This window comes from Rhodococcus sp. SB1D, from assembly GCF_048573875.1.
GTDB classification, from domain to species: Bacteria; Actinomycetota; Actinomycetes; order Mycobacteriales; family Mycobacteriaceae; genus Rhodococcus_F; species Rhodococcus_F qingshengii.
Genome location: NZ_JBMAIQ010000003.1, coordinates 423235 through 446470 on the forward strand (window position 1 = coordinate 423235; position 23236 = coordinate 446470).

Sequence of the window (23236 nt, forward strand, 5' to 3'; positions counted from 1 at the left end):
CCCGGGTTTGGACACGTTCGACGCTGACTGCGAGGCACCCAAAGGTAACGTGCTACCCCAGGTCGGTGACCGGCGCACGGTGATGGTGAATCCATCCGACCTCACCTTTGCCATCGTCTATGACCATCTTTCCAACAGGACTAGCACCAATCGTCCTTGCTCGATGATCCGTGGTGCTCCACTAAGCCCTCCTCCAAGAACAAGGAGTCCTACTTCACTCCAGGCAGGTCACCTCAAACTCGAAACACTTTGCAATGAAACGAGTTTGAAATGCTCTTCCTACACGGGTAGCGAGTTGGCTCGACTGAGTGCCCTGCTCGTGATCTACCGATACCTGGGCGGAAGCGAGCGACGGACAGTACGCCACAGCCGCGCACGCCGGCAAAGCTACCGTGATTCGGGTATGGCTGTGGCACAACTGTATTCACAACCGAATGTGACCGCCATCGACAAGACATTTTCCAGTCGGTTGTTCAGACTTTTTCAGCGAGAACGTCGAGGTAGCTGATTTCGGGCGGCGCAGCGAAGAGTTCGTCGGCGCGTTCGCCGAGGGCCTTGCCGACCGGACCATTGAGATGTGTCTCGCGGGCAGCTTGGTCCGGGAATGCGTCGATGATGCCGAACGACGAGGGCCCGAACCGCACCGCGAACCAGGGTTTCGTGCCGGGCTCCTGCTCGACGAGCGGCAGTGCCGATCGGAGGAATTCCTCGACCGCTTCTTCCTTGCCGGGCTTCGCTTCAAGTCGGACCAGCAGCGCCTTGGTGGCCATATCGGATCTCCTCTTCGAGGTGGTGAACACTGTCAAGCATCACACCATCCATCGGTTAATGGAAGGTACCCAAACCCACCGTTCGAGGAAACCGATCCCAACCCCCTAGCGATCGTGGAGCCGAAGGAGGAGACTCCATGGTGAGGGAATGCGATGCCTGGATGCAGCCGCAGTTGCGTCGATGGCAGGAAAAATGTTGGTGCGCCGACATTTTGGTGCGGTCTTCACTTCTGCGCCCCGTGGACCTTCCCCGAACAGCACGATTCATTCGGTCGGTCGCTCACGCGTGGACGCCTGCGGCCGACGAGATCAACCGGAAAGCCGCAGCTACAAGACAAGGGAGTGCCGCGATGAAAGCGCTAGTATACGACGGGCCTCGAGAGGTCCACGTCAAGGACGTGCCCGATGCGCGGATCGAGAATCCGACAGATGTGCTGGTGAAGATCACGAGCACCAACATCTGCGGGTCGGATCTACACATGTACGAAGGCCGCACCGATCTGGAGCCCGGAATGGTCCTCGGTCACGAAAACTTGGGCATCGTCGCCGAAGTCGGCAATGCAGTGGTCAAAGTATCGCCAGGGGATCGAGTGTGCTTGCCGTTCAACATCGGCTGCGGCTTCTGCCGAAACTGCGAGGAAGGGTTGACTGCATTCTGCCTGACGGTGCACCCCGATCCGAAGATGGCCGGCGCTGCATTCGGTTTCGCGGGGATGGGCCCGTTCTGGGGCGGACAGGCGGAATATCTGCGAGTGCCGTTCGGCGACTTCAACTGTCTGCGACTGCCCGAGGATGCCCAGGACAAGGAAACCGACTACGTGATGCTGTCGGACATCTTTCCCACCGGATGGCATTGCACCCGCCTGGCCGACATGCAACCCGGCGATTCGATGGTGGTCTACGGCGCTGGCCCAGTCGGTTTGATGGCCGCGTATTCGGCGATGATCCAGGGAGCGAGCAAGGTGATGATCGTCGACCGCCACCCCGACCGGCTACGCCTGGCCGAAGAGATCGGCGTCGTCCCCATCGACGACTCGAAGGGCGACCCCGTCGAGCAGGTCCTCGAGCAAACCAACGGGAAAGGCGCAGACAAGGGGTGCGAGTGCGTCGGCTATCAGGCACACGACCCGCAAGGCCACGAGGACGCCGCCATGACGATGAACCGGCTCGTGGATTCGGTGCGCTTCACCGGCCACATCGGGGTGGTCGGCATCTTCCTTCCCCAGGACCAGAACGGCCCCGACGAACTCGAGCGCAACGGCAAGATCGCCTTCGACATGGGCAAATTCTGGTTCAAGGGCCAGAAGATCGGCACCGGACAAGCGAACGTCAAACACTACAACCGGCAACTGCGCGACCTCATCCACGAAGACCGGGCAAAGCCCTCCTGGATCATCTCCCACGAACTCCCGCTCGCCGAAGCCGAATCCGGCTACCAGCACTTCGACGCTCGCGACGACGGCTGGACCAAAGTCGTCCTGCATCCCTGACACGGCCAGAACCGAGAGGAGCACAACGATGCCAATGCCACTGCAGGGCAAGCAGATAGCGATATCGACTGCCGACGGGGCCGGAGGAGTAGAAGTCGTAGACGAACAGGTCGCGATCGACGGGAACCTAATCTCGAGCCGCTCGCCCGACGACCTTCCTGCGTTCCGTCAGGCCATCGTCGAGCAGTTCGCGAAGCTCGGGGCAGGTGCGTCATGACCGTGAACCAGACCTCGGTGTCCCTCGACGATGCGCAGCGGGTCATCGCCGCAGGACAGGCCAAAGCCACCGAGATCGAGTCGCCGTCGAACATTGCGGTGGTCGATGCCGGCGGCAACCTCGTGGCTCACGTGCGAATGGACGGTGCCTGGATCGCCAGCATCGACATCTCGATCAACAAGGCGTTCACCGCGCGGGCATTGGACGTCTCGACCGAGGACCTCGCGGCCAACGCGGGCCCGGGCGAGCAGTTCTACGGGATACACGCCTCCAACGGCGGACACATCATGATCTTCACAGGCGGTGTGCCTCTGCGGCACAACGGCCAGGTCGTGGGCGCTGTCGGCGTCAGCGGCGGCACCGGGGAGCAGGACAAGACCGTCGCCGAGGCGGCCGTGGCGGCGCTGTGAGCTCTGTTTCATCCGCGCGTCAGGTGAATTGACGCCGGCCAAGCCCGCTCGGCGAAACCGAATCCGGCTACCAGCATTTCGACGCTCACGACGACGGTTGGACCAAAGTCGTACTGCATCCCTGAGGCGGCTCCGAGCCGAGACGAACACAACCACGGCCAGACCTGGCACACCTGCGCCACCACGGGGGCGAGAGCAAACCGACCCCTCGATCGAAATCCTGCCAAAGGATGTAGCACAGGAATAGACGAGAACCACGTAAGTCCCGTAGTGACGGTGGCCGAAACATGTTGAATTGCAATAGCTCCCGCCTGAGCGATCTGTTGACCAGCCACAGAACGGGACGTTGAACCGTGCAGCACGCGGGTGTGCGCCACCTACTCGCAACCAATTGGAACCGACCAGTAGTGGCTCATTACCTTTCTGTCACAAGGAGATTCGATAGAACTACAATGAATCTCGTCCGGGTTCAACGGAGCTGCTGTTCACTGACTGTGACGATCTTTCGCAAAGGGAGTTCTCCTTTTGCATGCGCTGCGGTAGTGTGGACGTACCGCAGTAGCGGCCGACACTCGAGTTTTCGTGTCGAAGCCGATACTCGGAGTTTCATGCGATGGCCGCTTCGATCGGGTTCCGGCGGGCATCTTCGATCAAGGGCAGGTGTGGTCGCCACTGCCCCGTTGCGCCCCGCCCATCAGGCGAATGTTGTTGACGCCCTTTAGGTGGACGAAAAGACTCATCATGGCTGGGTGGTTCGTGAGCTCAACCGGTTGACCGGCGGTCGGGCCCTGTCAGTACACACAGGCCCGGCGAACCCCACAACATCAACGCTGAGGGGCGTGATGTCAAAGCACAGTGGCGGAAACCCTTACCCTCGGCCGCTCTCGAGCCTCACGCCCGCCATCCACGGATTGGTGTCGGGCGCCGTTATCGGCGCCCTGCTCGGTCTCCGTGACTTCACCCAATCCACTCGCCAAAACCAGGGAACTACGAAGTCCTTGCCGACATCGAGCGAAGTTGCGGGCGGAATCGCACTTGCTCAACGGCCGGGCCGATCGAAAGGAATTGAGTCATGACAACTGCTGTAGGCATCGACTTGGGCACAACCAACTCGGTCATCGCAAGCTGGCAAGGCGGCGAGCCGGTGGTGATCTCCAATGTGGAGGGAGCACGGACGACGCCTTCGGTGGTGGCGTTCACCGAGAACGGTGAGCGTCTGGTGGGCCAGCTTGCCCGACGGCAGGCGATCTTGAATCCGAAGGGCACGATCTACTCGGCGAAACGCTTCATCGGACGTCACTACGACGAGATCTCCGAGGAAGCCAAAGCGGTCAGCTTCGACGTCGTAGCGGGTGACAACGGTGAGGCCCGCTTCGACGTGCGCGGCAAGAAATACGCACCAGAGGAGATCAGCGCTCTCGTGCTGCGCAAGCTCGTCGACGACGCGAGCAAGTTCCTCGGTGAGAAGGTGAAGGAAGCGGTCATCACTGTTCCTGCCTACTTCAACGACGCGCAACGAAACGCCACCAAGGACGCCGGCCGTATCGCAGGCCTCGAGGTTTTGCGGATTATCAACGAACCGACCGCTGCGGCACTCGCGTACGGCATGGACAAACAGACCCACGAAACCGTACTGGTCTTCGACCTCGGCGGCGGAACCTTCGATGTGAGCCTGCTGGACGTCGGAGAGGGGGTAGTCGAGGTTCGTTCCACGGCCGGCGACTCCCACTTGGGCGGCGACGACTTCGATCGACGCGTGGTGGACTACCTCGCCGACGAATTCCAGCGCGCGGAGAACATCGATCTGCGTAAGGATGCGCAGGCGTTGCAACGACTGTTCGAAGCCGCGGAGAAGGCAAAGGTTGAGCTGTCCTCGGTGACCCAGGCCCAGGTAAACCTGCCTTTCGTTACCGCTGACGCGAATGGTCCCAAACATCTCACCACTACGATCATGCGATCGAAGTTCGATGATTTGACTGCCGATCTGGTGGAACGGTGCCTCGGCCCGGTGAAGCAGGCCATGAGTGACGCCAAGGTCGCCGCCAACGACATCGACGAAGTGATACTGGTCGGCGGTTCGACACGTATCCCGGCTGTACAGGCGCTGGTTCGCCGGCTGACCGGCGGCAAGGACCCCCACATGGGCGTCAACCCGGACGAGGTCGTTGCCCTCGGAGCCGCAGTCCAGGCAGGCGTGCTCAAAGGCGAGGTTTCCGATGTGTTGTTACTCGATGTCACCCCACTGTCCCTCGGCGTCGAGACGCAGGGCGGGGTGATGACGAAGATCATCGAGCGGAACACGACGATCCCGGCACGGCGCAGCGAAGTGTTCTCCACGGCGGAAGACAATCAGTCCGCCGTGGACGTCGTGGTGTTGCAGGGCGAACGCGAACGTGCGGCCGACAACCGGGTGCTGGGCCGGTTCCGGCTGGAAGACATCCGCCCCGCGCCACGTGGCGAGGCCCAGGTGGAAGTCATTTTCGACATCGACGCCAACGGCATCCTGAACGTCACCGCTCGCGACAAGGATACCGGCAAGGAACAGAGCATCACGATCAGTGAACAGGGCAACCTTGATCAGGGTGAGGTCGAGCGCATGTTGGCGGAGGCCGAACGGAACCGGGGTGAGGACGAGGCGCTGCGCAAGGCGGTCGACGCGCGCAACGGGCTCGATTCGGTTGCGTATCAAGTGGAGCGGCGACTCGCCGAACTCGGTGACAGTGCCCCGCCGCATGAGAAGGCGCGGGCCGAGATGCTGGTTGCCGACGCCCGAAAGGCCGTGCAGGACGGCGCTTCACCCGCGGAGGTTCAGCCACTCACCTCGGAGCTGCAACAGCTGCTCTACGGACTTGTGCCGGACCAGTCGGACGACGGCCAAGCAGGCGGCGCTGATGCTGCGTCGTCGGATGACGGCGACGTGATCGACGCCGAATTCGATCGAAGCTGAGGCGCACGATGGAAATGTCTGCAGATCATTCGACGACTGAGCCGACTACCAACAGCGCCGACACGGATCAAAGCAAGACCGAGTCCGATCGCGCCGAGACGGCAGACGAGCTGTCTCAACTCGAGGACCGTTGGCGCAGGGCCGTCGCAGATCTGGACAACCTGCGCAAGCGATACGCCAAAGATCTGGACCGTGAACGCGCCGCGGAAGTAGCGAAGGTTTCGGCGGCGTGGCTGCCGATACTGGACAACTTGGAGCTTGCGCTTGCACACGCAGGCAGCGATCCGCAGGCCGTCGTCGAAGGTGTGAAGGCGATCCGGGACCAGGCGGTACAGGTGCTCTCACGACTCGGCTTCGAGCGCCACGACGAGGCCGGTGTGCCGTTCTCCCCGGAACTCCACGAAGTGGTCAGTGTGGTAACCCGACCCGACCTTCCGTCCGGGACCGTGGTCGAGGTCTTGCGCCCGGGTTATGGAGAGGACGGGCGACAGTTGCGGCCCGCCGCGGTGGTCGTCAGCCGCCCAGAGGGGTGAGCACCGATGGCCCGTGACTACTACGAAGTACTCGGCGTACCGAAGGGCGCCGGCACCGACGAAATTCAGCAGGCGTACCGCAAGCTGGCCCGCAAGTACCACCCCGATGTGAACAAGGATCCCACTGCGGAGGACAGGTTCAAGGAGGTCAACGAGGCCTATCAGGTGTTGTCCGACCCGGACACCCGGAAACGCTATGACCGATTCGGTGACGACTTCCGGCATGTACCCGAGGATTACGACGAACGGGTGCGGGCAAACGCCGCCGGGTACGGCGGTGGCGGGAGACGGGTGCACTTCGGCCACGGTGTCGGTGGTGAGGGTGCCGTCGACTTCGAAGACCTCTTCGGGCAGATGTTCGGCGGAGGCGGTGGGTTCGGACCGATTCCCGGCGCCGATCAGGAGGCCGAACTGGAACTGGCTCTGGAAGAGGCCTATCAGGGCGGAAAACGCACTCTCAGACTGGACGGACGGCAGTATGACGTCGACATTCCAGCCGGCGTCCTGGACGGCCAGCGAATCCGGTTGGCCGGGCAAGGAGGCCGAGGCAACGGTGACGCGCCGCCTGGGGATCTGTACCTCGTGGTGCGGATCAAACCGCATTCACGGTTCCGCGTGCAGGGTCGGGACATCTACGTCGATCTGCCCGTATCGCCATGGGAGGCGGTTCTCGGGTCGACAGTCGTCGTTCCCACACCGGGCGGAGAGGCGAAAGTCAAAGTGGTGCCTGGCTCTTCGACTGGTAGGAAGCTGCGCCTGCGCGGAGAGGGAATGCCGAATCCGCGCGGTGCCAACGGCAACCTCTACGCCGAAATCAAGGTGATGGTTCCGCCGAAACCGACAGCACGTGAACGCGAACTGTTCGAGCAGTTGGGCGCCGAATCGAACTTCAATCCGAGGAAAGAGACATGAGCACCTCAACGCCGATCACTCAGTACGTATTGGTTCGCCGTACCGGATTGTCGCCGGACGCCTTCGCCGAACGTACTGGCCTGCACCCGGATCTGGCACGAAAACTCGTGGCTCTCGGACTGCTCGACGCCCACCGCTACGCCGGCGGAGAGATGTCGTTCGACCCATCCGAAGTGACCCACGCCGCACGCATCCAACGACTGCGGACGGGTCTGGGTCTCAACTACTCGGCAATCGGGCTCGTGCTCGATCTGCTGGATCGAATCGAAAGACTCGAAACAGCGGCCCGCAGAAGGAGGACATCCTCATGGACACCGGCAGCTTGACCGAAAAGTCACGAGAAGCCTTGCAGGAAGCCCAGAATGTTGCGACCAGAATGGGCCACACCGAAGTCGACGGAGAGCACCTGCTGCTCGCATTGGTCGATCAGCAGGATGGGTTGGTGCCCCGACTGCTCGAACAGGCCGGCGCGAATGTCGAAGCACTTCGATCCGATCTGGATCGTGAACTGTCGCGTAGGCCGAAGGTCAGCGGCCCCGGCGCGACCCCCGGTCAGGTGATGATCACCCAGCGTCTGGCCAAGCTGCTCGATGCCGCAGAGCGGGAGGCGAAGAGACTCAAGGATTCCTACGTGTCGGTGGAGCATCTTGTGATGGCCCTCTCCGAGGAAGGATCGGCCAGCGCGGCCGGGCGGGTCCTCGCCAGTCACGGGGTCACACGGGACGCCTTCCTCACAGCGCTGACGAAGGTGCGCGGCAATCAGCGTGTCACGTCGGCAACCCCGGAGGGTGCGTACGAGGCATTGGAGAAGTACGGGCGCGACCTCGTCTCCGAGGGACGGGCAGGCAAACTCGATCCGGTCATCGGCCGGGATGCCGAGATACGCAGGGTAACTCAGATCTTGAGCCGGAAAACGAAGAACAACCCGGTGCTGATCGGCGACCCCGGTGTAGGTAAGACTGCGATTGTCGAGGGTCTCGCCCAGCGGATCGTCCGCGGCGACGTGCCCGAGGGCCTACGCGACAAGACGATCTTCTCGCTCGACATGGGTTCTCTGGTGGCCGGTGCGAAGTACCGCGGCGAGTTCGAGGAGCGACTGCAGGCCGTGCTGTCCGAGGTGAAGGCTGCCGAGGGGCGCATCCTGTTGTTCGTCGACGAGTTGCATACCGTGGTCGGAGCGGGCTCGGTCGGCGGCGAGGGGTCTCTCGACGCCGGCAACATGCTCAAACCGATGCTCGCACGCGGCGAACTGCACATGATCGGTGCCACCACTCTCGACGAGTATCGCAAGCACATCGAATCCGATGCGGCACTGGAGCGTCGATTCCAGACCGTTCTCGTCGACGAGCCCAGTGCCGAGGATGCGATCTCGATTCTGCGCGGACTTCGAGAACGCCTCGAGGTGTTCCATGGCGTGAAAATTCAAGACGGTGCATTGGTGGCCGCCGTGACCCTCTCGCACCGGTATATCACCGACCGCTTCCTTCCGGACAAGGCGATCGATCTCGTAGACGAGGCATGCGCTCGGCTCCGCACCGAAATCGATTCGATGCCTGCCGAACTCGACGAGCTCACCCGGAAGGTGACCCGTCTGGAGATCGAAGAGGCCGCACTGTCCAAGGAAACGGACGCGGCCAGCAAAGCGCGCCTCGAAGAATTGCGCAAGGAGCTGGCCGACCTGCGGGCCGAGGCAGACGCCCGGCACGCTCAATGGGAGGCGGAGCGGCAGGCGATCCGGCGGGTGCAAGAACTGCGAGGAGATTTGGAACGGTTGCGCGTCGAGGCCGAGGCCGCCGAACGCAACTACGACCTCAATCGGGCAGCCGAGTTGCGATACGGCGAGATCACCGAGCTCGAACGCCGGCTCGAGGCGGCGGAGGAGCAACTGGCCACCAGACAAGGCCGAAATCCGTTGCTGCGTGAAGTGGTCACCGAAGACGAGATCGCAGAGATCGTGGCCGCATGGACGGGTATCCCGGTCGCCCGGCTGCAAGAAGGTGAGCGGGAGAAGTTGTTGAAGCTCGACGAGATCCTGCACGAGCGGGTCGTCGGTCAGGACGAGGCGGTGCAACTGGTCGCGGACGCTGTGATCCGGGCGAGGTCCGGTATCCGTGATCCTCGTCGACCGATCGGTTCGTTCATTTTCCTGGGCCCGACGGGCGTCGGAAAGACCGAGCTTGCAAAGACATTGGCCAGCGCCCTATTCGACAGTGAAGACAACATGGTGCGCCTCGATATGAGCGAGTACCAGGAACGGCACACGGTGAGTCGGCTCATCGGTGCACCTCCCGGATACGTCGGGTACGACGAAGGTGGCCAGCTCACCGAAGCGGTGCGGCGTAAGCCGTACTCCGTGGTGCTCTTCGACGAGATCGAGAAGGCCCACGCCGACGTCTTCAATACCCTGCTGCAGGTGCTCGACGACGGCCGGATCACCGATTCTCAAGGGAGGCAAGTCGATTTCCGGAACACGGTGATCATCATGACCTCCAACATCGGATCCCAGCATCTCCTCGACGGGGTCACAGCCGACGGCGAAATCAAGCCGGACGCCAGGGAACGGGTGATGGCAGAACTGCGCGGGCATTTCCGCCCCGAATTCCTCAACCGGGTCGACGACATCGTGCTGTTCTCCCCACTCACCCTGCCCCAGATCGAGTACATAGTGGAACTGCAACTCACCGACCTTCGAAACAGGTTGTCGGAGAGACAGATACACCTGGAAATCACGCCGGAGGCACGCCGACTGATCGCCGAACACGGGTTCGACCCTGTCTACGGTGCGCGGCCGCTGCGCCGATACATCGCACACGAGGTCGAAACCAAGATCGGCCGTGCACTGTTGCGCGGCGAGATCAAACCGGACGGCACCATCAGCGTCACGGTGGACGGCGGCGAGCTTGCCGTCGCGTATGCCGAACCCGCCTTCGCGGCGGCCTGAGAAGAGGTAACTGGTCATGGGATCCGAAAAGGTGAAGTGCCCGAACTGCGGTAAGACCAACAACATCCCGGCAGCAGGGGAAGGAAAACCTCGCTGCGGCAACTGCCACGAGCCGCTGCCCTGGATCGCCGCGGCGGGAGACGGTGACTTCGCGGAGATCGTCGAAAAATCCTCGGTGCCTGTGCTCGTGGATCTGTGGGCGACGTGGTGCGGCCCGTGTCGCATGGTCAGCCCCGCGCTCGAGCAGCTCGCCAGAGAACACGTCGGCCAGATCAAGCTGGTCAAGGTCGACGTCGATGCTGCACCCCGGACGGCTGAACGATTCACCGTCCGCGCCGTGCCGACTCTGCTGGTGATGGACCGGGGTGAGGTTCTCGCTCGCCAGTCGGGCGCAGCTCCGGTCCCCCAGCTGCGCACGTGGCTCGATCAGGCGCTCTCGGAAAATGCCGGCGAGGAGGCGAAGTCATGAGTCCTGTCCATGCGGACCCACATGTAACCGCGATCCGGGCCGTGGTGCCCCGTACCCCGCAGGGCTGCGAGGAATGTCTTCGCCTCGGCACCCCGTGGGTGCATCTGAGGCTGTGCCTGACGTGCGGACACGTCGGTTGCTGCGACTCTTCGCCGGGCAGGCACGCGAGTGCTCACGCTCACGCCATCGGGCATCCGATCGTCCAGTCGATGGAGCCCGGCGAGGATTGGCGGTGGTGTTATGTCGACCAGAACTTCGTCTGAGGGCGCCTCACCCATCGGGTACAGCCCGCCGGTCGACGACGAGACCCCGGACGAGGAGGGCGCCTTCCCGCGGCTGACGGACGACCAGGTCGCGAAGCTCGAGGTCGGTGGCTCGCGTCGACCGGTTCACGCCGGCGAGGTGCTGATCCGAGAAGGCGCGCCTGACAACGATTTCGTCGTCGTCCTTTCCGGAAAGATCGCAGTCGTCGACGAAGGCGACGCGGACGGCGAGCGCCGGATACTGCGCGTGCACGGTCCTGGGCGTTTCCTGGGCGAGCTCGGACTCCTGGAAGGTCAGGTGGCGTTCTTCACCGCCGAAGCGATCGAGGACGGCGAGATACTCGTCGTCCCGGCCGAGCAGGTACGCGAGCTGATTGCCCACGATCCCGTGCTCAGCGATTTGATCCTGCGCGCCTACCTTGTGCGTCGGCACTTGCTGATCGGGCTCGGCTCCGGATTCCGGATCATCGGCTCCTGCTTCTCCCCGGATACGTTGCGACTTCGTGAGTTCGCGATGCGAAACCGTCTGCCCCACAAGTGGTTCGACTTGGAACAGGACGAACGAGTGGAGCAGCTGCTACGCAGCCTGAACGTCGCACCCGAGGACACACCCGTCGTGATCTGGCACGGCGAGAAGGTGCTGCGCAATCCGACGAATGCGGAACTCGCACGCGTCGTCGGGCTTCCTGTCCCGGCACCCGTCGCGGACGCAGCCAAGGACGTCTACAACCTCGTCGTCGTGGGTGCCGGACCGGCCGGCCTGGCCGCATCGGTGTACGGCGCCTCGGACGGGTTGAACACGGTGACGTTGGAGCGGATCGCTGCGGGCGGCCAAGCCAGTACCTCATCCCGGATCGAGAATTATCTGGGATTCCCCGCCGGGGTCTCCGGCTCCGAATTGGCCGAGCGAGCCGTGCTCCAGGCCGGGAAGTTCGGCGCCCGCATCCTGGTGTCGGCAGAAGTGACCGGTTTGGGATCCGAGGCCGGGAACCATGTGCTCCGACTGGCGGACGGCGGGTCGGTGCACGCCCGGGCCGTTGTGCTCGCCGCCGGGGCGCGGTACCGCAAGTTGGCCGTTCAGGGGATCGAGGCGCTGGAAGGAACAAGCGTGTACTACGCCGCAACGCATCAGGAAGCACGGATATGCGGCACCGACCCGATAGCCATCGTCGGTGGCGGCAACTCCGCCGGCCAGGCCGCCGTCTTCCTCGCCGAGCACGTCTCACAGGTGCACCTGCTCATCCGCGGCGATGACCTCGGGAAGAGCATGTCCCGATACCTGGTCGACCAGATCGAACACCATCCGCGGGTCACCGTGCACCGGCACACCGAGATTCGTGCGGTCTACGGCGAGAAATACCTCGAAGCAATTGCAGTCGAGGACAATCGCACCGGCGACCAGGACACGATTCGGGTGCGCGCCCTGTTCGTCTTCATCGGGGCGGTACCGCACACAGGGTGGCTTGCCGACGCGATCGCACTCGACGACCACGGCTTCGTCCTCACCGGTGTGGACGCGATCCACGCACGAGCGGACGGCAGCCTGCCAATCAACGGCGGCCTGTCCAGGACGCTCGAAACCAGCCTGCCCGGCCTGTTCGCGGCGGGCGACATCCGCCGCGGTTCGGTGAAACGAGTCGCATCCGCCGTCGGTGAAGGAGCGATGGCCGTACGCCAAATCCATGAATACTTCGAAAGGAGCTGACGACATGCCAGTAATGGGCACCGTGAAATTCCAGCGGTTCTTCAGGGCAGCGGCCGGGCTGCAGGTCGACCGGAACGATCTCAAGCGCTATACCGATTTCATCGACGACAAGATCTACGACGTGATCCTGATCGGGAAAGCCTCCGCGAAAGCAAACTTGCGCGACGTGATCGAACCGTGGGACCTGCCGATCACCAAGGGATTACAGGAGAGCATCCACCGGTTCGAAAAACTCGACGAGGAGATCGAACTTCAACCGCTGCTCGATCAGCTCACGGCCCGCCCGCCCTTGGACGTGGCCCTCTCAGAGGAGACAGAGCAACGACTGCCGCTGATCGCAGGAGGGTTGAGCGTAGCGCTGGCGCAAACTTTCGCCACGGTCGAACCGGACCGCAAGAACCCCGGCACAGCCCAATGGACAGTCGCCTTCGACATCTTCCACCTACTTCTGTGATTACCACCCGTCCCGGCTGACAGCGCGTCTGAGTTCGAATATGCTGTCCGGCTGCGAAAATACCGGTGCGATTCAGAACTGCCTGTCAGTTGGCGTCGACGACGGAGGATTTCCGGCGAGAGGTGCGGTTTCCGCGCTCGATTCTCGAGCAGCGAGAACTCCAGTGAGGGACTCGATTACAGCCCTCAGATCTTCTGCCGTGAGCGAGTTCGGCTTACACGCCGAACCTCTGACACCGGTAGTCCGCGTGACCAGGCGGCGAGCAGAACTTGTCGATCGCCGATCGCTCCTTCGGCTCATCTGAGAACCTTTCGTCTTCACTTTCTCGATCCCCGCATCGGGCGGGCCCTGAGCACTTCTGGGCGCGCACAGCTCAAGGCCCGGCAAGGAGACCAGTGAGGGTGATATGGCCTTGCCTTGACGAACACCCGCCCGATTGTTTGCCCCCTCGAACGGAACGGGTGCCCCCGACCCGACGAAGGTTATTGCGCACTGCTTGTAGACGACAGGGTCGAAAGTCCCAGTTCCATTGTGATGAGCAAGCTTTGACGGTAGCCGAAGTGTTCTCCCTTACAGCCGGTTCGGTGTGTGCACGAACTTCGGTGTGTGCACGAACACCGACATCGTTCGCAGCGACTCCGACGAACGAGCACCCGCGATGTTCGATGCCCGATCCACCCGCAAACATCGGGAAAAGACCTATTTTGCAAAAGCATTCGGAACGGACGTCTGCAAACCAAATACCAGGCACGGGCCACCTTTCCAGGCACCGCGGCTACTGCGCCGCTAGCGTGACGACCAAGATGTTCACCTTGCCATGCAAACGGCCATGTCACTTCTTGGCATCGAAGGCGACTGAACATGATTTATACCGATCGCACTGTTTATGGTTGAAGATGTGCGGACGACATGAACGTCGACTTCGCACGGATAGTGGGTCATCGGTGTTGTGTGCTCAATGCCGACGTCGGTCATACGCCCCGACTCGCACACGCAGAGTCGGGGCTCCGGCGGATCCGTTGCCGCACCGCCGCTACTGACGAAGTGCCGTACCGCGCCGCCCGCTTCGAATCGAGGCCGAAGGCGGCCACCGCTTTTGTCGGGACCAGGCAAAGCAGCGATCTTCAGGGACCGGAACACTTCCCCAAAGCTTCTGGCACTCTCGGTTGCAGAGTGCTAATTCTTGTGGTTATCATGTTCTCGCACAGTAAGTTCGGTCAACCGCCACAGTGGCGGTGACCTTTCTTTTCACGACATGGGAGGTGTGTTGCTGTGCTTCGTTTCGATCCTTTCACCGACATCGACGCGATCACCAAGTCCGTACTCGCCGCGGGAACCGGCAACGGACGCAGTCCACGGTTCATGCCGATGGACCTCTACAAGGTCGAGGACCAATACGTCCTGCACGCCGATCTTCCGGGCGTCGACCCAGGATCAGTGGACGTCCGCATCGACGGCTCGACCCTGACGTTGACCGCGCACCGCACCGCCCTCTCCGAAGAGGGTGTGAGCTGGCTGGCGAGTGAGCGTTTCGCTGGAACATACAAACGGCAGCTGTCCATCAGCGACGACATCGACGCCGAACAGATCGAGGCCTCGTACGACAACGGCGTGTTGACGGTGACGTTGCCGATCGCAGAGAAGGCGAAACCGCGGAGGATCGAGGTCTCCTCCGGACCACCCTCCCGAACCGATAACGCCGGATCGACAACACAGGTGCAGATCGAAGCCTGATCCGCCTGGCCCGAACACCGCTTGATGGTGGGGTGACTCCCGAGGACACGCGATGGGTTCTCGGGCCTCACCCACCATCGTTTCGATCTCCCACTGCACACCCGTGGCGCACACCGGTACATCCACCACACGAAAGAATCAGCGCGAGAACCCTTTAGCTGCCATGACTGCATCCACTATCCCCCCGCACGAACAATCCGACAACACCGACAACACCGAATCCCGCGCGCACACTCCACCCGATTGGTGGGATCACCACCGTCCTATCACCAGCGATGAATACAGCGACATGGCGTTGATGCTCGGTGCACTCTCGATACTGACGTTCTGGATGTTCGGCCTCGGCATCCTCCTCGGTGCCGCCGCCATCGGAACCGCCCTGGCAGCGCGCCGACCCGACACCCCCGGACGCGATCTGGGCGACAACACCGCCGGCGTGGTCGGGATCCTCACCGGCATCGCCGGAATCGCCTTCGGCGCCGTCTTCCTCACTGCAGCACTACCCCACCTGTAGAAAAACCGAATTTTGCACTAGTGGAATCGAATTGGTGCTTGTAGCAGGATCTCACAAGATCTGAAATCCGTCCCACCTTCAGGCGATGGCGGCAGCCACTATCCCCGGGCCATGTCCACAAACTTGGACAGGTGAAGCTGGTGCGCCACAGTGATTGTCGCGGTCGGGCCGTTACGGTGCTTACCCAGAATCAGGTCGGCTTCACCGCCACGGGGATCGTCTCGCTCGGTCGCGTCGGGGCGGTACAGCAGAATCACCATGTCGGCGTCCTGCTCGAGTGAACCGGACTCACGAAGGTCGGCGACCTGGGGACGCTTGTCGGTTCGCTGCTCGGGACCACGGTTGAGCTGACAGATCGCGACAACCGGAACTTCGAGCTCCTTCGCCAAAAGCTTTAGGCTACGGGAGAATTCGGAGACTTCCTGCTGACGGGACTCGACCTTTTTACCCGAGCTCATCAGCTGGAGGTAGTCGATGACGATCAGGCGAATGTCGTGTTTCTGCTTGAGCCGTCGCGCTTTTGCGCGGATTTCCATCATGGTGAGGTTGGGGGAGTCGTCGATGAAGAGCGGCGCCTCGCTGATCTCACTCATACGACGCGCGAGCTTGGTCCAGTCGTCGTCGGTCATCTTTCCGGAGCGCATGTCGCCGAGCTTGATCTTTGCCTCTGCGGACAGCAGACGCATGACGATCTCGGTTTTGCTCATTTCCAACGAGAACATGACGCTGGCCATGCCGTGCGTGATGGAGCAGGAACGCAGGAAATCCATTCCGAGCGTGGAATTGTGCGTCGGGACCATCGAATGACCGGCCAGGTACATGTGGTCGGCGTTGTCGACCTCGACGCAGCGAACCGGAACACTCGCAATTGGTCGAACATCGACAATGTAGCGCGATCCGCTGCGCGCAGTGCTTTTACTCGCTCGACGCTCCTTGTGCAGCATCGCTTTCCGCGTAAGACCGAACACTTCGTCATCAGTCGAGAAGGTCAAGGTGAATGCAGTCGACGAAGCCTCGGTGCGACCGTTGACTCGCTTTGTGCTCATTTGGCAGCGATAGCCAAGACTGACCACTAATTCCTGGGCGTCGCGGACGAGGCGCTCGTTGGTTACCGAAAACTGAACGGAGCCACCGGCAGTCACAGTTCCATCAGTGTCGAGAAGCCCGGCAAGAACCGCACGACGCTGTGCCTCGGACCCACGGAGATACTGGACAGGGATGTGCTTGTTGCCCAGAACACCGACCGTACGTAGGCGTCCTTGAACCGTGCCGTACTCATTGCGGCACTTCTGGCACAGTCGCAGCCCGATCGAAGGTCCACCACAGTGTGAACAGGTTGGCGCAGGTACAGGGTCAGACATGAAACGTGCTTTGCCGCCGCATGATTGACCGCACGTTCGCACCTGACTGGTGAACGGCACGAAGCTCTTTCCGCACACAACGCAATCGCGCGGAGCGACGGGATCTTCCGGGGCTAATTTAAGGCTGTAGCGCAAATGCGCCGACTTGGACGGAACTGCAACCAGGCCTTCGGCCTCGATCAACATGATGATCTCGGGATCAGCAGTGGTGAATTGTGCGCAGGCAGTAGAACCGTCACCTAGCCAAGCGCCAAGTGTGTAGGGCGGGACAAGGAGATCCTGCGTTGGTAGGTCGAGCGGCTTGGCATTCACGACAGAGTGATTAACGCGGCCATCCGCCGTTGCGCATCGCACCGTCGATGCGATCTCCGCCGTGGTTCGGACCTCGGCGAATGTCTTTTGATTCTTATAGCGGTTGTAACCTGTCTTGGCGTTCTGCGCTGAACGGCGCGAAGCACGCGTCTCCGTCAACCACTGATGCTGCTCGTCGGCCACCAACACTGTTCCATCGGAAAACTCGACCTCGTAGCAAGGACGGTCAACCATCACGTCGGTAGCGGCAACAACCCGCGTCGGCTTGCCGTGGTTGTCGATCAACAGATCGCCGACAGCAACGTCACCCATCGTGGTCCAGCCACTGGGCGTCGCGAGGGGAGTATCGAGGGCAAGCGCCTTGCCCACACCAGGACGGGCCGCGACGATAATCATCTGACCAGCGTGAAGGCCGTTGGTGATCTCGTCGAGATCCTTGAATCCGGTGGGCACACCGAGGGAGATTCCGCCGCGGCTGGCGATGGAGTCGATCTCGTCCATCGTGGGCTGGAGGAGCTCGGTGAGGGGTACGAAGTCCTCGGTGGTTCGACGCTCGGTGACCTCGAAGATCTCGGCCTGCGCGCGGTCGACAACCTCGGCCACGTCCTGGCCCTCGGTGCCGGCGTAGCCGTACTGGACGATGCGAGTACCGGCGTCGACGAGACGACGCAGCACGGACTTCTCGGCGACGATCTCGGCATAGAAGGCAGCGTTGGCGGCAGTGGGCACTGTCTGGGTCAGCGTCACCAGGTAGGCAGCACCACCGATACGGCGGAGCTCACCTCGACGGTCGAGCTCGGCGGAGACCGTCACCGGGTCGGCGGGCTCGCCACGGCTGTAGAGGTCCAGGATCACGTCGTAGACGGACTGGTGGGCGGGCCGGTAGAAGTCACCCGGACGCAGTACCTCGAGGACGTCAGCGATGGCGTCCTTGCTCAGCAGCATGCCGCCGAGCACCGACTGCTCGGCAGTCATGTCCTGAGGTGGCTGGCGTCCGAACTCCTGGTCGGGCTCGGCCTCGGGAGGGCCCGGGTAGTCCGGCCCTGAGAAGTCGGAAGGTCCTCGATCATCTACAACAGCCACAAGCGAGACCTTCCCGTAAAACACTCGACGACACTGCCAGAAACCGCAGCGCCCTCATCATTTGTACCTGCCCCCACCGACATCCCCTAGCCGCATTCGGCCGGGCTGTAGATAGACGCCGAGATGACGTTAGGGACTAGTAGGTCCGCATACAAACCGGACTGTGGATAAACCTGTGGATGCTTTGTGGAAACTCCCGCCCCACGGTGTGCACCGCCTGTGGAGCATTTGGGGACTACTTTGCTCAGTAACTACAAAAGACCAGGTAGATGGCTATCCACAATTTCACAGGCCTGTTGATGAAAATAGTTTTTCCACAGTCGGCGCGTCGGCGTGTCGGGCGTGTTGCCTCGCCCGATTCGTCACTGATCACCAAGTCGAACATCACAGTGTGAGAGTTATCCCCAGGTCCGATTCGGGACGCTGTCAGGCGGCACACCGCACCCCGAAACAAAACGTCGGGCCCCGCACACCGAAGTGTGCGGGGCCCGGCGAGACGAACAGTCGACTATGCGCCGACGACGTTCAGGTTGAACTTGGCAACCACATCGGGGTGCAGGTTCACGACCACGGCGTGCTTGCCCGTGTTCTTGATGTGAGCCTTCGGCAACACGATGGAGCGCTTGTCGACAACCGGTCCACCGGCAGCCTTGATCGCAGCAGCGACGTCAGCGACGGTAACCGAACCGAAGAGCTTGCCCGAGCCACCGGCGGTCTTGACCGTCAGCGTTACGGACTCGAGGCCCTCGATAGCTGCCTTGAGCTCCTTGGCGTGATCCAGGCCGCGCACAGCGCGCGCTTCCTGTGCACGACGGATGCCCTCGACCTGCTTCTCGGCGCCACGGGTGGCGACGATTGCCAGTCCGCGGGGGAGCAGGTAGTTACGGCCGTAGCCGTCCTTGACCTCCACGGTGTCGCCAGGCGCACCGAGGTTGTCCACGTCAGCGGTGAGGATGAGCTTCATGTTCTTTCCTCCCTTTCCTTAGCGAGCCACGGTGGCGTAAGGCAGCAGTGCTACCTCACGTGAGTTCTTGACGGCAATGGCAACGTCGCGCTGGTGCTGGACGCAATTGCCGGTGACACGGCGAGCACGGATCTTTCCGCGATCGCTGACGTACTTACGAAGCAACGTCGTGTCCTTGTAGTTGATCTGCGTGTTCTTCTCTTTGCAGAAGGTGCAGACCTTCTTCTTCATAACCTTGTCGCGCAAGGGCGGCTTCGGCATGTCTTTGCTCTTTTCTGGATGTTCCTGATCAGGTACGGATCAGAAGGGCGGTTCGTCGCTGCCCGCACCACCGAAGGAGCCCGAAGCCTGAGGCGCACTGCCCCAAGGATCGTCTCCACCCGAAGGTGCAGCGCTCGGACGTCCGCCACCCGATCCGCCGGAGGAACCGCCGAAGTTGCCGCCTCCACCGCCGCCACCACGGTTGGCCTTGTTGACCTTTGCCGTGGCGTACTTCAGTGAAGGACCGATTTCATCGACTTCGAGCTCGACGACAGTTCGCTTTTCGCCCTCGCGAGTTTCGTACGAACGCTGCTTGAGCCGGCCGCTCACGATTACTCGTGAACCACGGGTCAAGCTCTCCGCGACGTTCTCGGCTGCTTCGCGCCAGATGTTGCAACGCATGAACAGCGCATCGCCGTCTTTCCATTCATTGGAATTACGGTCGAAGGTGCGGGGCGTGGAAGCAACCGTGAAGTTTGCAACCGCGGCACCCGCCGGGGTGAAACGAAGTTCAGGATCAGCCGTCAGGTTTCCGATGACGGTGATGATGGTGTCGCCAGCCATGTGGTTCCTCCTGCATTGATGTAAGACCGTTGGGCGCGAGAGTAGAGCTCGCTACCGACAGTAATTACTTGTTGTGGCGCAGAACCTTCGTGCGCAGAACCGACTCGTTCAGACCGAGCTGACGATCGAGCTCAGCGACGGTGGCGGGAGTGGCGTTGATGTCGATCACCGCGTAGATACCTTCAGCATGCTTCAGGATCTCGTAGGCGAGACGACGCTTACCCCAGACATCGACCTTGTCGATCGTGCCGCCGTGCTGGCGCACAACATTGAGGAACGTATCCAGTGAAGGAGCGACAGTGCGCTCGTCCAGGCTGGGGTCAAGGATGACCATCAATTCGTAATGACGCATAAGACCTCATCACCTCCTGTGGACTAAGTGAAAACGGCCACGGACTATCCGTGGCAGGAGGGTCGTTGCGTCAGCAACCCTCGTAGGTTACACGAGGGGCCTTGACCAGGGAAATCGTCCCGGCCCTCCGGGAAGACCACCGGGTCGATGCGCGACGCGTGGTGCAGACGCATCACCCCGCGAGCCACTGCGCCCCCTAGGGTGAGAATCATGCGAACAGACCGCAAGACCCCGGCGTCGATCCTGGCGTTGGTCGTCGGATTGTGCGGGCTGACGATGGCGCTGGGCTATTTCAACAAGGCCAGATGCGGCGGTGCACCGTTCGCGCCCGACGGACGAAGCCTGAACTTCGACGTCAACAAGAACATCGACGTCTGCTACTCCGACATTCAGTTGCTCTGGCTCGGACGAGGTATCGATCAGCATCTGTTCCCCTTCGTCACCGGAGGGATAACGCCCGAAGGATTCCTGACCGGCGGAACCGTCGAATACCCGGTGCTCAGCGGAATTCTGATGTGGCTGGGCGGTATCGGCTCACACACCGACACCGATTTCCTTCTGCACTCGGCCCTGATCCTGGCTCCTTTCGGACTGCTCACGGCGTGGATGCTCGGCAAGATGAGCGGCGCGTACGCGCTCGTGTGGTCGGCGACTCCGCCCCTGGTTCTGTACGCATTCCACAACTGGGAGCTCCCGGTGGTGGCCACCAGCGTCGGCGCGATCTTCCTGATGACGTTCGAGCGGATCCCGCTGCGAACTCGCGCGGTTCTGGCGGCCGTCATCCTGGCGATCGGTTTCTGTTTGAAGCTGTACCCGGGAATGTTCGTGCTGCCGCTCATGGCCTACGTGCTTCTACGCGGCACCGAAGGCAAGCGCTACGACGTTCGTGGAGCGCTGATGACGGCGGGCGCGGCGATCGTCACCGTCGTCCTCGTCAACCTGCCGTTCGCCCTCATTTCCTACGAAGGCTGGCGCGCGTCGTTCAGCTTCCAGGAGAAGCGAAGCGCGGACATCACCACCAACTCGGTGTGGTTCTGGGGTTTGCGCCCCTTCTACGGTTTCGGAGTTCGCGAACTCAACGCCGACTACGACGCACTGGTGAGCATCCTGTCTCCGGTGATGATCCTGTTGTCGTTCGCGCTCGCGATGTATCTGGGTTGGCGCCGCTACGTCCGCGACGGCTACTTTCCGTGGATTGCAGTCAGTGCCGCGATGCTGTGCGGATTCGTGTTGCTGCACAAGGTCAATTCACCGCAGTACACACTGTGGATCCTGCCTTTCCTCGTACTGTTCAAGATCCGGTGGTTCTGGATCGTCGCCTATCTGATCGCCGACGCAGCGTTGGGTATCGGCATCTTCCGGTACTTCTACCAACTGGACATGAATCTCGATCCGAGCAAGTACGAGGCCGTCGTCCAGGCGAGCGTGTGGGGCCACGTCATCCTGCTCGCCGTGTTCTTCTTCTTGTTCCTGCGAGTCCCGTTGCGGTATCCGCTTGCCGGTGGGACCGATCAGATTGCCAACTCCGACAACAACCTTCCGACTCACTCACGGGAGCACGCCTGATGACTGCATCATGGTTCGAATCACCGACGCTGACCGGTGATCGTGTCCGACTCGAACCCCTGGGCGTCGCGCACACCGACGCTCTGCTCGCTGCTGCCGACGACCCGGCGATCTTTCGTTGGACCGCATCGCCCATCACCGATCGGGAACAGGCACAGAAGTACATCGCTGCAGCAACCGACGACCCTAATCGGATCGCCTTTGCGCAGGTGAACATCGTGACGAACGCCGTGGTCGGCACCACGTCCATGTACCAGATCGACCCGGTAAACCGCAGTCTTGCAATCGGATACACGTGGTTGTCGCGATCGGTTCAGGGAACCGGGATCAATCCCGAATCGAAGCTGCTCCTGCTTCGTCACGCCTTCGACCAGCTCGAAGCCGTACGCGTCGAGTGGCACACGGACGAGTTCAACGATCAATCCAGGGCCGCGATCGCAAAGCTCGGCGCTCAGTTCGAGGGCCTGCTGCGCAAGCACCGACGCCGTGTCGACGGCAGTTGGCGTACAACAGCGCTGTTCGCGATGACCGACGACGATTGGCCGACCATCGCACCTCAGCTCGAGACACGTACCCGAAACTAGCCATCACCTGCACTCTTCGACGAAGTCCATGCCAAGATTCACCTCATGAGCGATCAGGGTGGGTACGGGTACCAGGGCAATCAGAATTGGCAACCGGCTCCGTACGGGCAGCCCGATCCGTACGGCAGGCGGCCGACGAACACACTCGCGGTACTCGCCCTCGTCTTCGCGTTCCTCATCGCGCCGTTGGGGATCGTCTTCGGGCACATCGCTCGCGGCCAGATCAAACGGACCGGCGAAGAAGGCGACGGACTCGCCCTTGCCGGACTGATCATCGGCTACATCTTCACCGCACTCGGCATCCTGGCCGTGATCGTGTGGATCGCGTTCTTCGGGCTGCTCGCCGCCGCTTTCGGCAACGCCGCCAATGAAGCGAGTTCGCGGAGTCTCACCTATACGACGCCGTACTCGTACTCCACGACCACGACTCGGGCGCCGAGTGCACCCACCACAGCGCCGAAAACGACGACGCCCCCACGCGTCACAACCTCGATCGGACCAGCGCCGACCGTCTCGGGCACCAACCGTCAGGGCTTCATCTCCGGCGGCCCCAGTTGCAACTCCACCAATCCCGCCGTCGCCATCGCCGTCACGACCGGATCACGAATCGTCATCTGCGAAACCGGAGTCGGGCGTTACTACTACAAGGGTCAACGGCTGAGCGACGGCGCCACCATCGAACTCGACGATCCGACGCCCACCGGCAACGGATTCACCGTCACCAACAAGGACGTGACGTACAAGCTCACCTCCGCCGGACTGGTGATCGCCGGCAGCGGAGGCGAGCTTGGTCGGGAACCGGCGCTCGAGTTCTGGATGAACTGACCCAC

22 protein-coding genes and 1 pseudogene are annotated in these 23236 nt (G+C 61.9%); 17 read left to right on the top strand and 6 right to left on the bottom strand.

Going from position 1 to position 23236, the window contains the following annotated elements; genetic code table 11:
• Window positions 1–473: 473 nt before the first annotated feature.
• Window positions 474–770, bottom strand: coding sequence for a putative quinol monooxygenase (locus tag ACN50D_RS10780; RefSeq protein ID WP_020971354.1), 297 nt, complete (start codon window positions 768–770; stop codon window positions 474–476).
• 350 nt (window positions 771–1120) lie between these two features.
• On the opposite strand from ACN50D_RS10780, the gene ACN50D_RS10785 reads away from it, so the two are divergent.
• The 14 genes and pseudogenes from ACN50D_RS10785 (at window position 1121) to ACN50D_RS10850 (ending at window position 15359) form a co-directional block, all read left to right on the top strand.
• Window positions 1121–2260 carry a glutathione-independent formaldehyde dehydrogenase gene (locus tag ACN50D_RS10785; protein WP_024487877.1) on the top strand — a complete coding sequence of 380 codons (1140 nt, stop codon included), beginning with the start codon at window positions 1121–1123 and terminating at the stop codon, window positions 2258–2260.
• Between the two features lie 85 nt (window positions 2261–2345).
• Window positions 2346–2477 (top strand): annotated as a pseudogene (locus ACN50D_RS10790) (DJ-1/PfpI family protein); the annotation flags it as partial.
• Window positions 2474–2887 carry a GlcG/HbpS family heme-binding protein gene (locus ACN50D_RS10795; RefSeq protein ID WP_007735555.1) on the top strand — a complete coding sequence of 138 codons (414 nt, stop codon included), beginning with the start codon at window positions 2474–2476 and terminating at the stop codon, window positions 2885–2887. The pseudogene ACN50D_RS10790 and the gene ACN50D_RS10795, both read left to right, overlap by 4 nt.
• 1072 nt (window positions 2888–3959) lie before the next feature.
• Entirely contained in the window at window positions 3960–5834 is a 1875-nt protein-coding gene (dnaK, locus tag ACN50D_RS10800) for a molecular chaperone DnaK (protein WP_007735554.1), read from the top strand.
• Window positions 5835–5842: 8 nt separating this feature from the next.
• Window positions 5843–6367 carry a nucleotide exchange factor GrpE gene (locus ACN50D_RS10805; RefSeq protein ID WP_007735553.1) on the top strand — a complete coding sequence of 175 codons (525 nt, stop codon included), beginning with the start codon at window positions 5843–5845 and terminating at the stop codon, window positions 6365–6367.
• A gap of 6 nt (window positions 6368–6373) precedes the next feature.
• Window positions 6374–7279, top strand: a complete 906-nt coding sequence (locus ACN50D_RS10810; RefSeq protein ID WP_058227787.1) for a DnaJ C-terminal domain-containing protein — start codon at window positions 6374–6376, stop codon at window positions 7277–7279.
• Window positions 7276–7605 carry a chaperone modulator CbpM gene (locus ACN50D_RS10815; RefSeq protein ID WP_020971358.1) on the top strand — a complete coding sequence of 110 codons (330 nt, stop codon included), beginning with the start codon at window positions 7276–7278 and terminating at the stop codon, window positions 7603–7605. Before ACN50D_RS10810 ends, ACN50D_RS10815 begins: the two co-directional genes overlap by 4 nt.
• Entirely contained in the window at window positions 7587–10220 is a 2634-nt protein-coding gene (clpB, locus tag ACN50D_RS10820) for an ATP-dependent chaperone ClpB (protein ID WP_054188357.1), read from the top strand. Before ACN50D_RS10815 ends, clpB begins: the two co-directional genes overlap by 19 nt.
• Window positions 10221–10236: 16 nt before the next feature.
• Window positions 10237–10689: a thioredoxin gene (gene trxA, locus ACN50D_RS10825; RefSeq protein ID WP_136471087.1), complete on the top strand. Its 453-nt coding sequence runs from the start codon at window positions 10237–10239 to the stop codon at window positions 10687–10689.
• Complete coding sequence (locus tag ACN50D_RS10830; RefSeq protein WP_007735548.1) at window positions 10686–10952, top strand: UBP-type zinc finger domain-containing protein; 267 nt, start codon at window positions 10686–10688, stop codon at window positions 10950–10952. Before trxA ends, ACN50D_RS10830 begins: the two co-directional genes overlap by 4 nt.
• The gene (locus tag ACN50D_RS10835) at window positions 10930–12657 is read left to right on the top strand and encodes an FAD-dependent oxidoreductase (RefSeq protein ID WP_211921771.1); all 1728 of its coding nucleotides are present in this window, start codon (window positions 10930–10932) and stop codon (window positions 12655–12657) included. The genes ACN50D_RS10830 and ACN50D_RS10835 overlap by 23 nt, the downstream gene beginning before the upstream one ends.
• 13 nt (window positions 12658–12670) lie before the next feature.
• Window positions 12671–13111 (top strand): DUF1931 family protein, encoded by a 441-nt coding sequence (locus ACN50D_RS10840; protein ID WP_024487875.1) that lies wholly within the window; start codon window positions 12671–12673, stop codon window positions 13109–13111.
• Between the two features lie 1272 nt (window positions 13112–14383).
• Entirely contained in the window at window positions 14384–14845 is a 462-nt protein-coding gene (locus ACN50D_RS10845; protein ID WP_042448063.1) for an Hsp20/alpha crystallin family protein, read from the top strand.
• Window positions 14846–15008: 163 nt separating this feature from the next.
• On the top strand, window positions 15009–15359 hold the full coding sequence (locus ACN50D_RS10850; protein ID WP_039973505.1) for a hypothetical protein: 351 nt from the start codon (window positions 15009–15011) through the stop codon (window positions 15357–15359).
• Window positions 15360–15457: 98 nt separating this feature from the next.
• Here ACN50D_RS10850 and dnaB read toward each other — a convergent pair whose 3' ends face one another.
• The 5 genes from dnaB to rpsF all read right to left on the bottom strand — a co-directional run bounded on the left by dnaB (window position 15458) and on the right by rpsF (window position 20256).
• Window positions 15458–18115, bottom strand: a complete 2658-nt coding sequence (gene dnaB, locus ACN50D_RS10855) for a replicative DNA helicase (protein WP_277402434.1) — start codon at window positions 18113–18115, stop codon at window positions 15458–15460.
• Window positions 18116–18623: 508 nt separating this feature from the next.
• Complete coding sequence (rplI, locus tag ACN50D_RS10860) at window positions 18624–19079, bottom strand: 50S ribosomal protein L9 (RefSeq protein WP_007735531.1); 456 nt, start codon at window positions 19077–19079, stop codon at window positions 18624–18626.
• 18 nt (window positions 19080–19097) lie between these two features.
• Window positions 19098–19340: a 30S ribosomal protein S18 gene (gene rpsR / locus ACN50D_RS10865; RefSeq protein WP_003941245.1), complete on the bottom strand. Its 243-nt coding sequence runs from the start codon at window positions 19338–19340 to the stop codon at window positions 19098–19100.
• Window positions 19341–19379: 39 nt separating this feature from the next.
• Window positions 19380–19904, bottom strand: coding sequence for a single-stranded DNA-binding protein (locus ACN50D_RS10870; RefSeq protein WP_003941248.1), 525 nt, complete (start codon window positions 19902–19904; stop codon window positions 19380–19382).
• Window positions 19905–19968: 64 nt separating this feature from the next.
• Complete coding sequence (rpsF, locus tag ACN50D_RS10875; protein WP_003941237.1) at window positions 19969–20256, bottom strand: 30S ribosomal protein S6; 288 nt, start codon at window positions 20254–20256, stop codon at window positions 19969–19971.
• Window positions 20257–20466: 210 nt separating this feature from the next.
• Here rpsF and ACN50D_RS10880 point away from each other — a divergent pair, with 210 nt between their 5' ends.
• The 3 genes from ACN50D_RS10880 to ACN50D_RS10890 are packed head-to-tail and all read left to right on the top strand — an operon-like array spanning window position 20467 to window position 23231.
• Window positions 20467–21822 carry a glycosyltransferase family 87 protein gene (locus ACN50D_RS10880; protein WP_007735530.1) on the top strand — a complete coding sequence of 452 codons (1356 nt, stop codon included), beginning with the start codon at window positions 20467–20469 and terminating at the stop codon, window positions 21820–21822.
• Window positions 21822–22406: a GNAT family N-acetyltransferase gene (locus tag ACN50D_RS10885; protein ID WP_030537128.1), complete on the top strand. Its 585-nt coding sequence runs from the start codon at window positions 21822–21824 to the stop codon at window positions 22404–22406. Before ACN50D_RS10880 ends, ACN50D_RS10885 begins: the two co-directional genes overlap by 1 nt.
• Window positions 22407–22451: 45 nt before the next feature.
• Window positions 22452–23231, top strand: a complete 780-nt coding sequence (locus ACN50D_RS10890; RefSeq protein WP_165638503.1) for a DUF4190 domain-containing protein — start codon at window positions 22452–22454, stop codon at window positions 23229–23231.
• Window positions 23232–23236 lie beyond the last annotated feature (5 nt).

Excerpts from the sequence above, each read along its gene's own strand:
- dnaK (WP_007735554.1), top strand. The coding sequence starts at position 3,960 with ATGACAACTGCTGTAGGCATCGACTTGGGCACAACCAACTCGGTCATC.
- ACN50D_RS10885 (WP_030537128.1), top strand. The coding sequence starts at position 21,822 with ATGACTGCATCATGGTTCGAATCACCGACGCTGACCGGTGATCGTGTC.
- ACN50D_RS10805 (WP_007735553.1), top strand. The coding sequence starts at position 5,843 with ATGGAAATGTCTGCAGATCATTCGACGACTGAGCCGACTACCAACAGC.
- ACN50D_RS10840 (WP_024487875.1), top strand. The coding sequence starts at position 12,671 with ATGGGCACCGTGAAATTCCAGCGGTTCTTCAGGGCAGCGGCCGGGCTG.
- ACN50D_RS10780 (WP_020971354.1), bottom strand. The coding sequence starts at position 770 with ATGGCCACCAAGGCGCTGCTGGTCCGACTTGAAGCGAAGCCCGGCAAG.
- ACN50D_RS10850 (WP_039973505.1), top strand. The coding sequence starts at position 15,009 with ATGACTGCATCCACTATCCCCCCGCACGAACAATCCGACAACACCGAC.
- ACN50D_RS10830 (WP_007735548.1), top strand. The coding sequence starts at position 10,686 with ATGAGTCCTGTCCATGCGGACCCACATGTAACCGCGATCCGGGCCGTG.
- rpsR (WP_003941245.1), bottom strand. The coding sequence starts at position 19,340 with ATGCCGAAGCCGCCCTTGCGCGACAAGGTTATGAAGAAGAAGGTCTGC.
- trxA (WP_136471087.1), top strand. The coding sequence starts at position 10,237 with ATGGGATCCGAAAAGGTGAAGTGCCCGAACTGCGGTAAGACCAACAAC.
- ACN50D_RS10815 (WP_020971358.1), top strand. The coding sequence starts at position 7,276 with ATGAGCACCTCAACGCCGATCACTCAGTACGTATTGGTTCGCCGTACC.
- ACN50D_RS10810 (WP_058227787.1), top strand. The coding sequence starts at position 6,374 with ATGGCCCGTGACTACTACGAAGTACTCGGCGTACCGAAGGGCGCCGGC.
- ACN50D_RS10880 (WP_007735530.1), top strand. The coding sequence starts at position 20,467 with ATGCGAACAGACCGCAAGACCCCGGCGTCGATCCTGGCGTTGGTCGTC.
- ACN50D_RS10870 (WP_003941248.1), bottom strand. The coding sequence starts at position 19,904 with ATGGCTGGCGACACCATCATCACCGTCATCGGAAACCTGACGGCTGAT.
- rplI (WP_007735531.1), bottom strand. The coding sequence starts at position 19,079 with ATGAAGCTCATCCTCACCGCTGACGTGGACAACCTCGGTGCGCCTGGC.
- ACN50D_RS10795 (WP_007735555.1), top strand. The coding sequence starts at position 2,474 with ATGACCGTGAACCAGACCTCGGTGTCCCTCGACGATGCGCAGCGGGTC.
- clpB (WP_054188357.1), top strand. The coding sequence starts at position 7,587 with ATGGACACCGGCAGCTTGACCGAAAAGTCACGAGAAGCCTTGCAGGAA.
- ACN50D_RS10785 (WP_024487877.1), top strand. The coding sequence starts at position 1,121 with ATGAAAGCGCTAGTATACGACGGGCCTCGAGAGGTCCACGTCAAGGAC.
- ACN50D_RS10890 (WP_165638503.1), top strand. The coding sequence starts at position 22,452 with ATGAGCGATCAGGGTGGGTACGGGTACCAGGGCAATCAGAATTGGCAA.
- rpsF (WP_003941237.1), bottom strand. The coding sequence starts at position 20,256 with ATGCGTCATTACGAATTGATGGTCATCCTTGACCCCAGCCTGGACGAG.
- ACN50D_RS10835 (WP_211921771.1), top strand. The coding sequence starts at position 10,930 with ATGTCGACCAGAACTTCGTCTGAGGGCGCCTCACCCATCGGGTACAGC.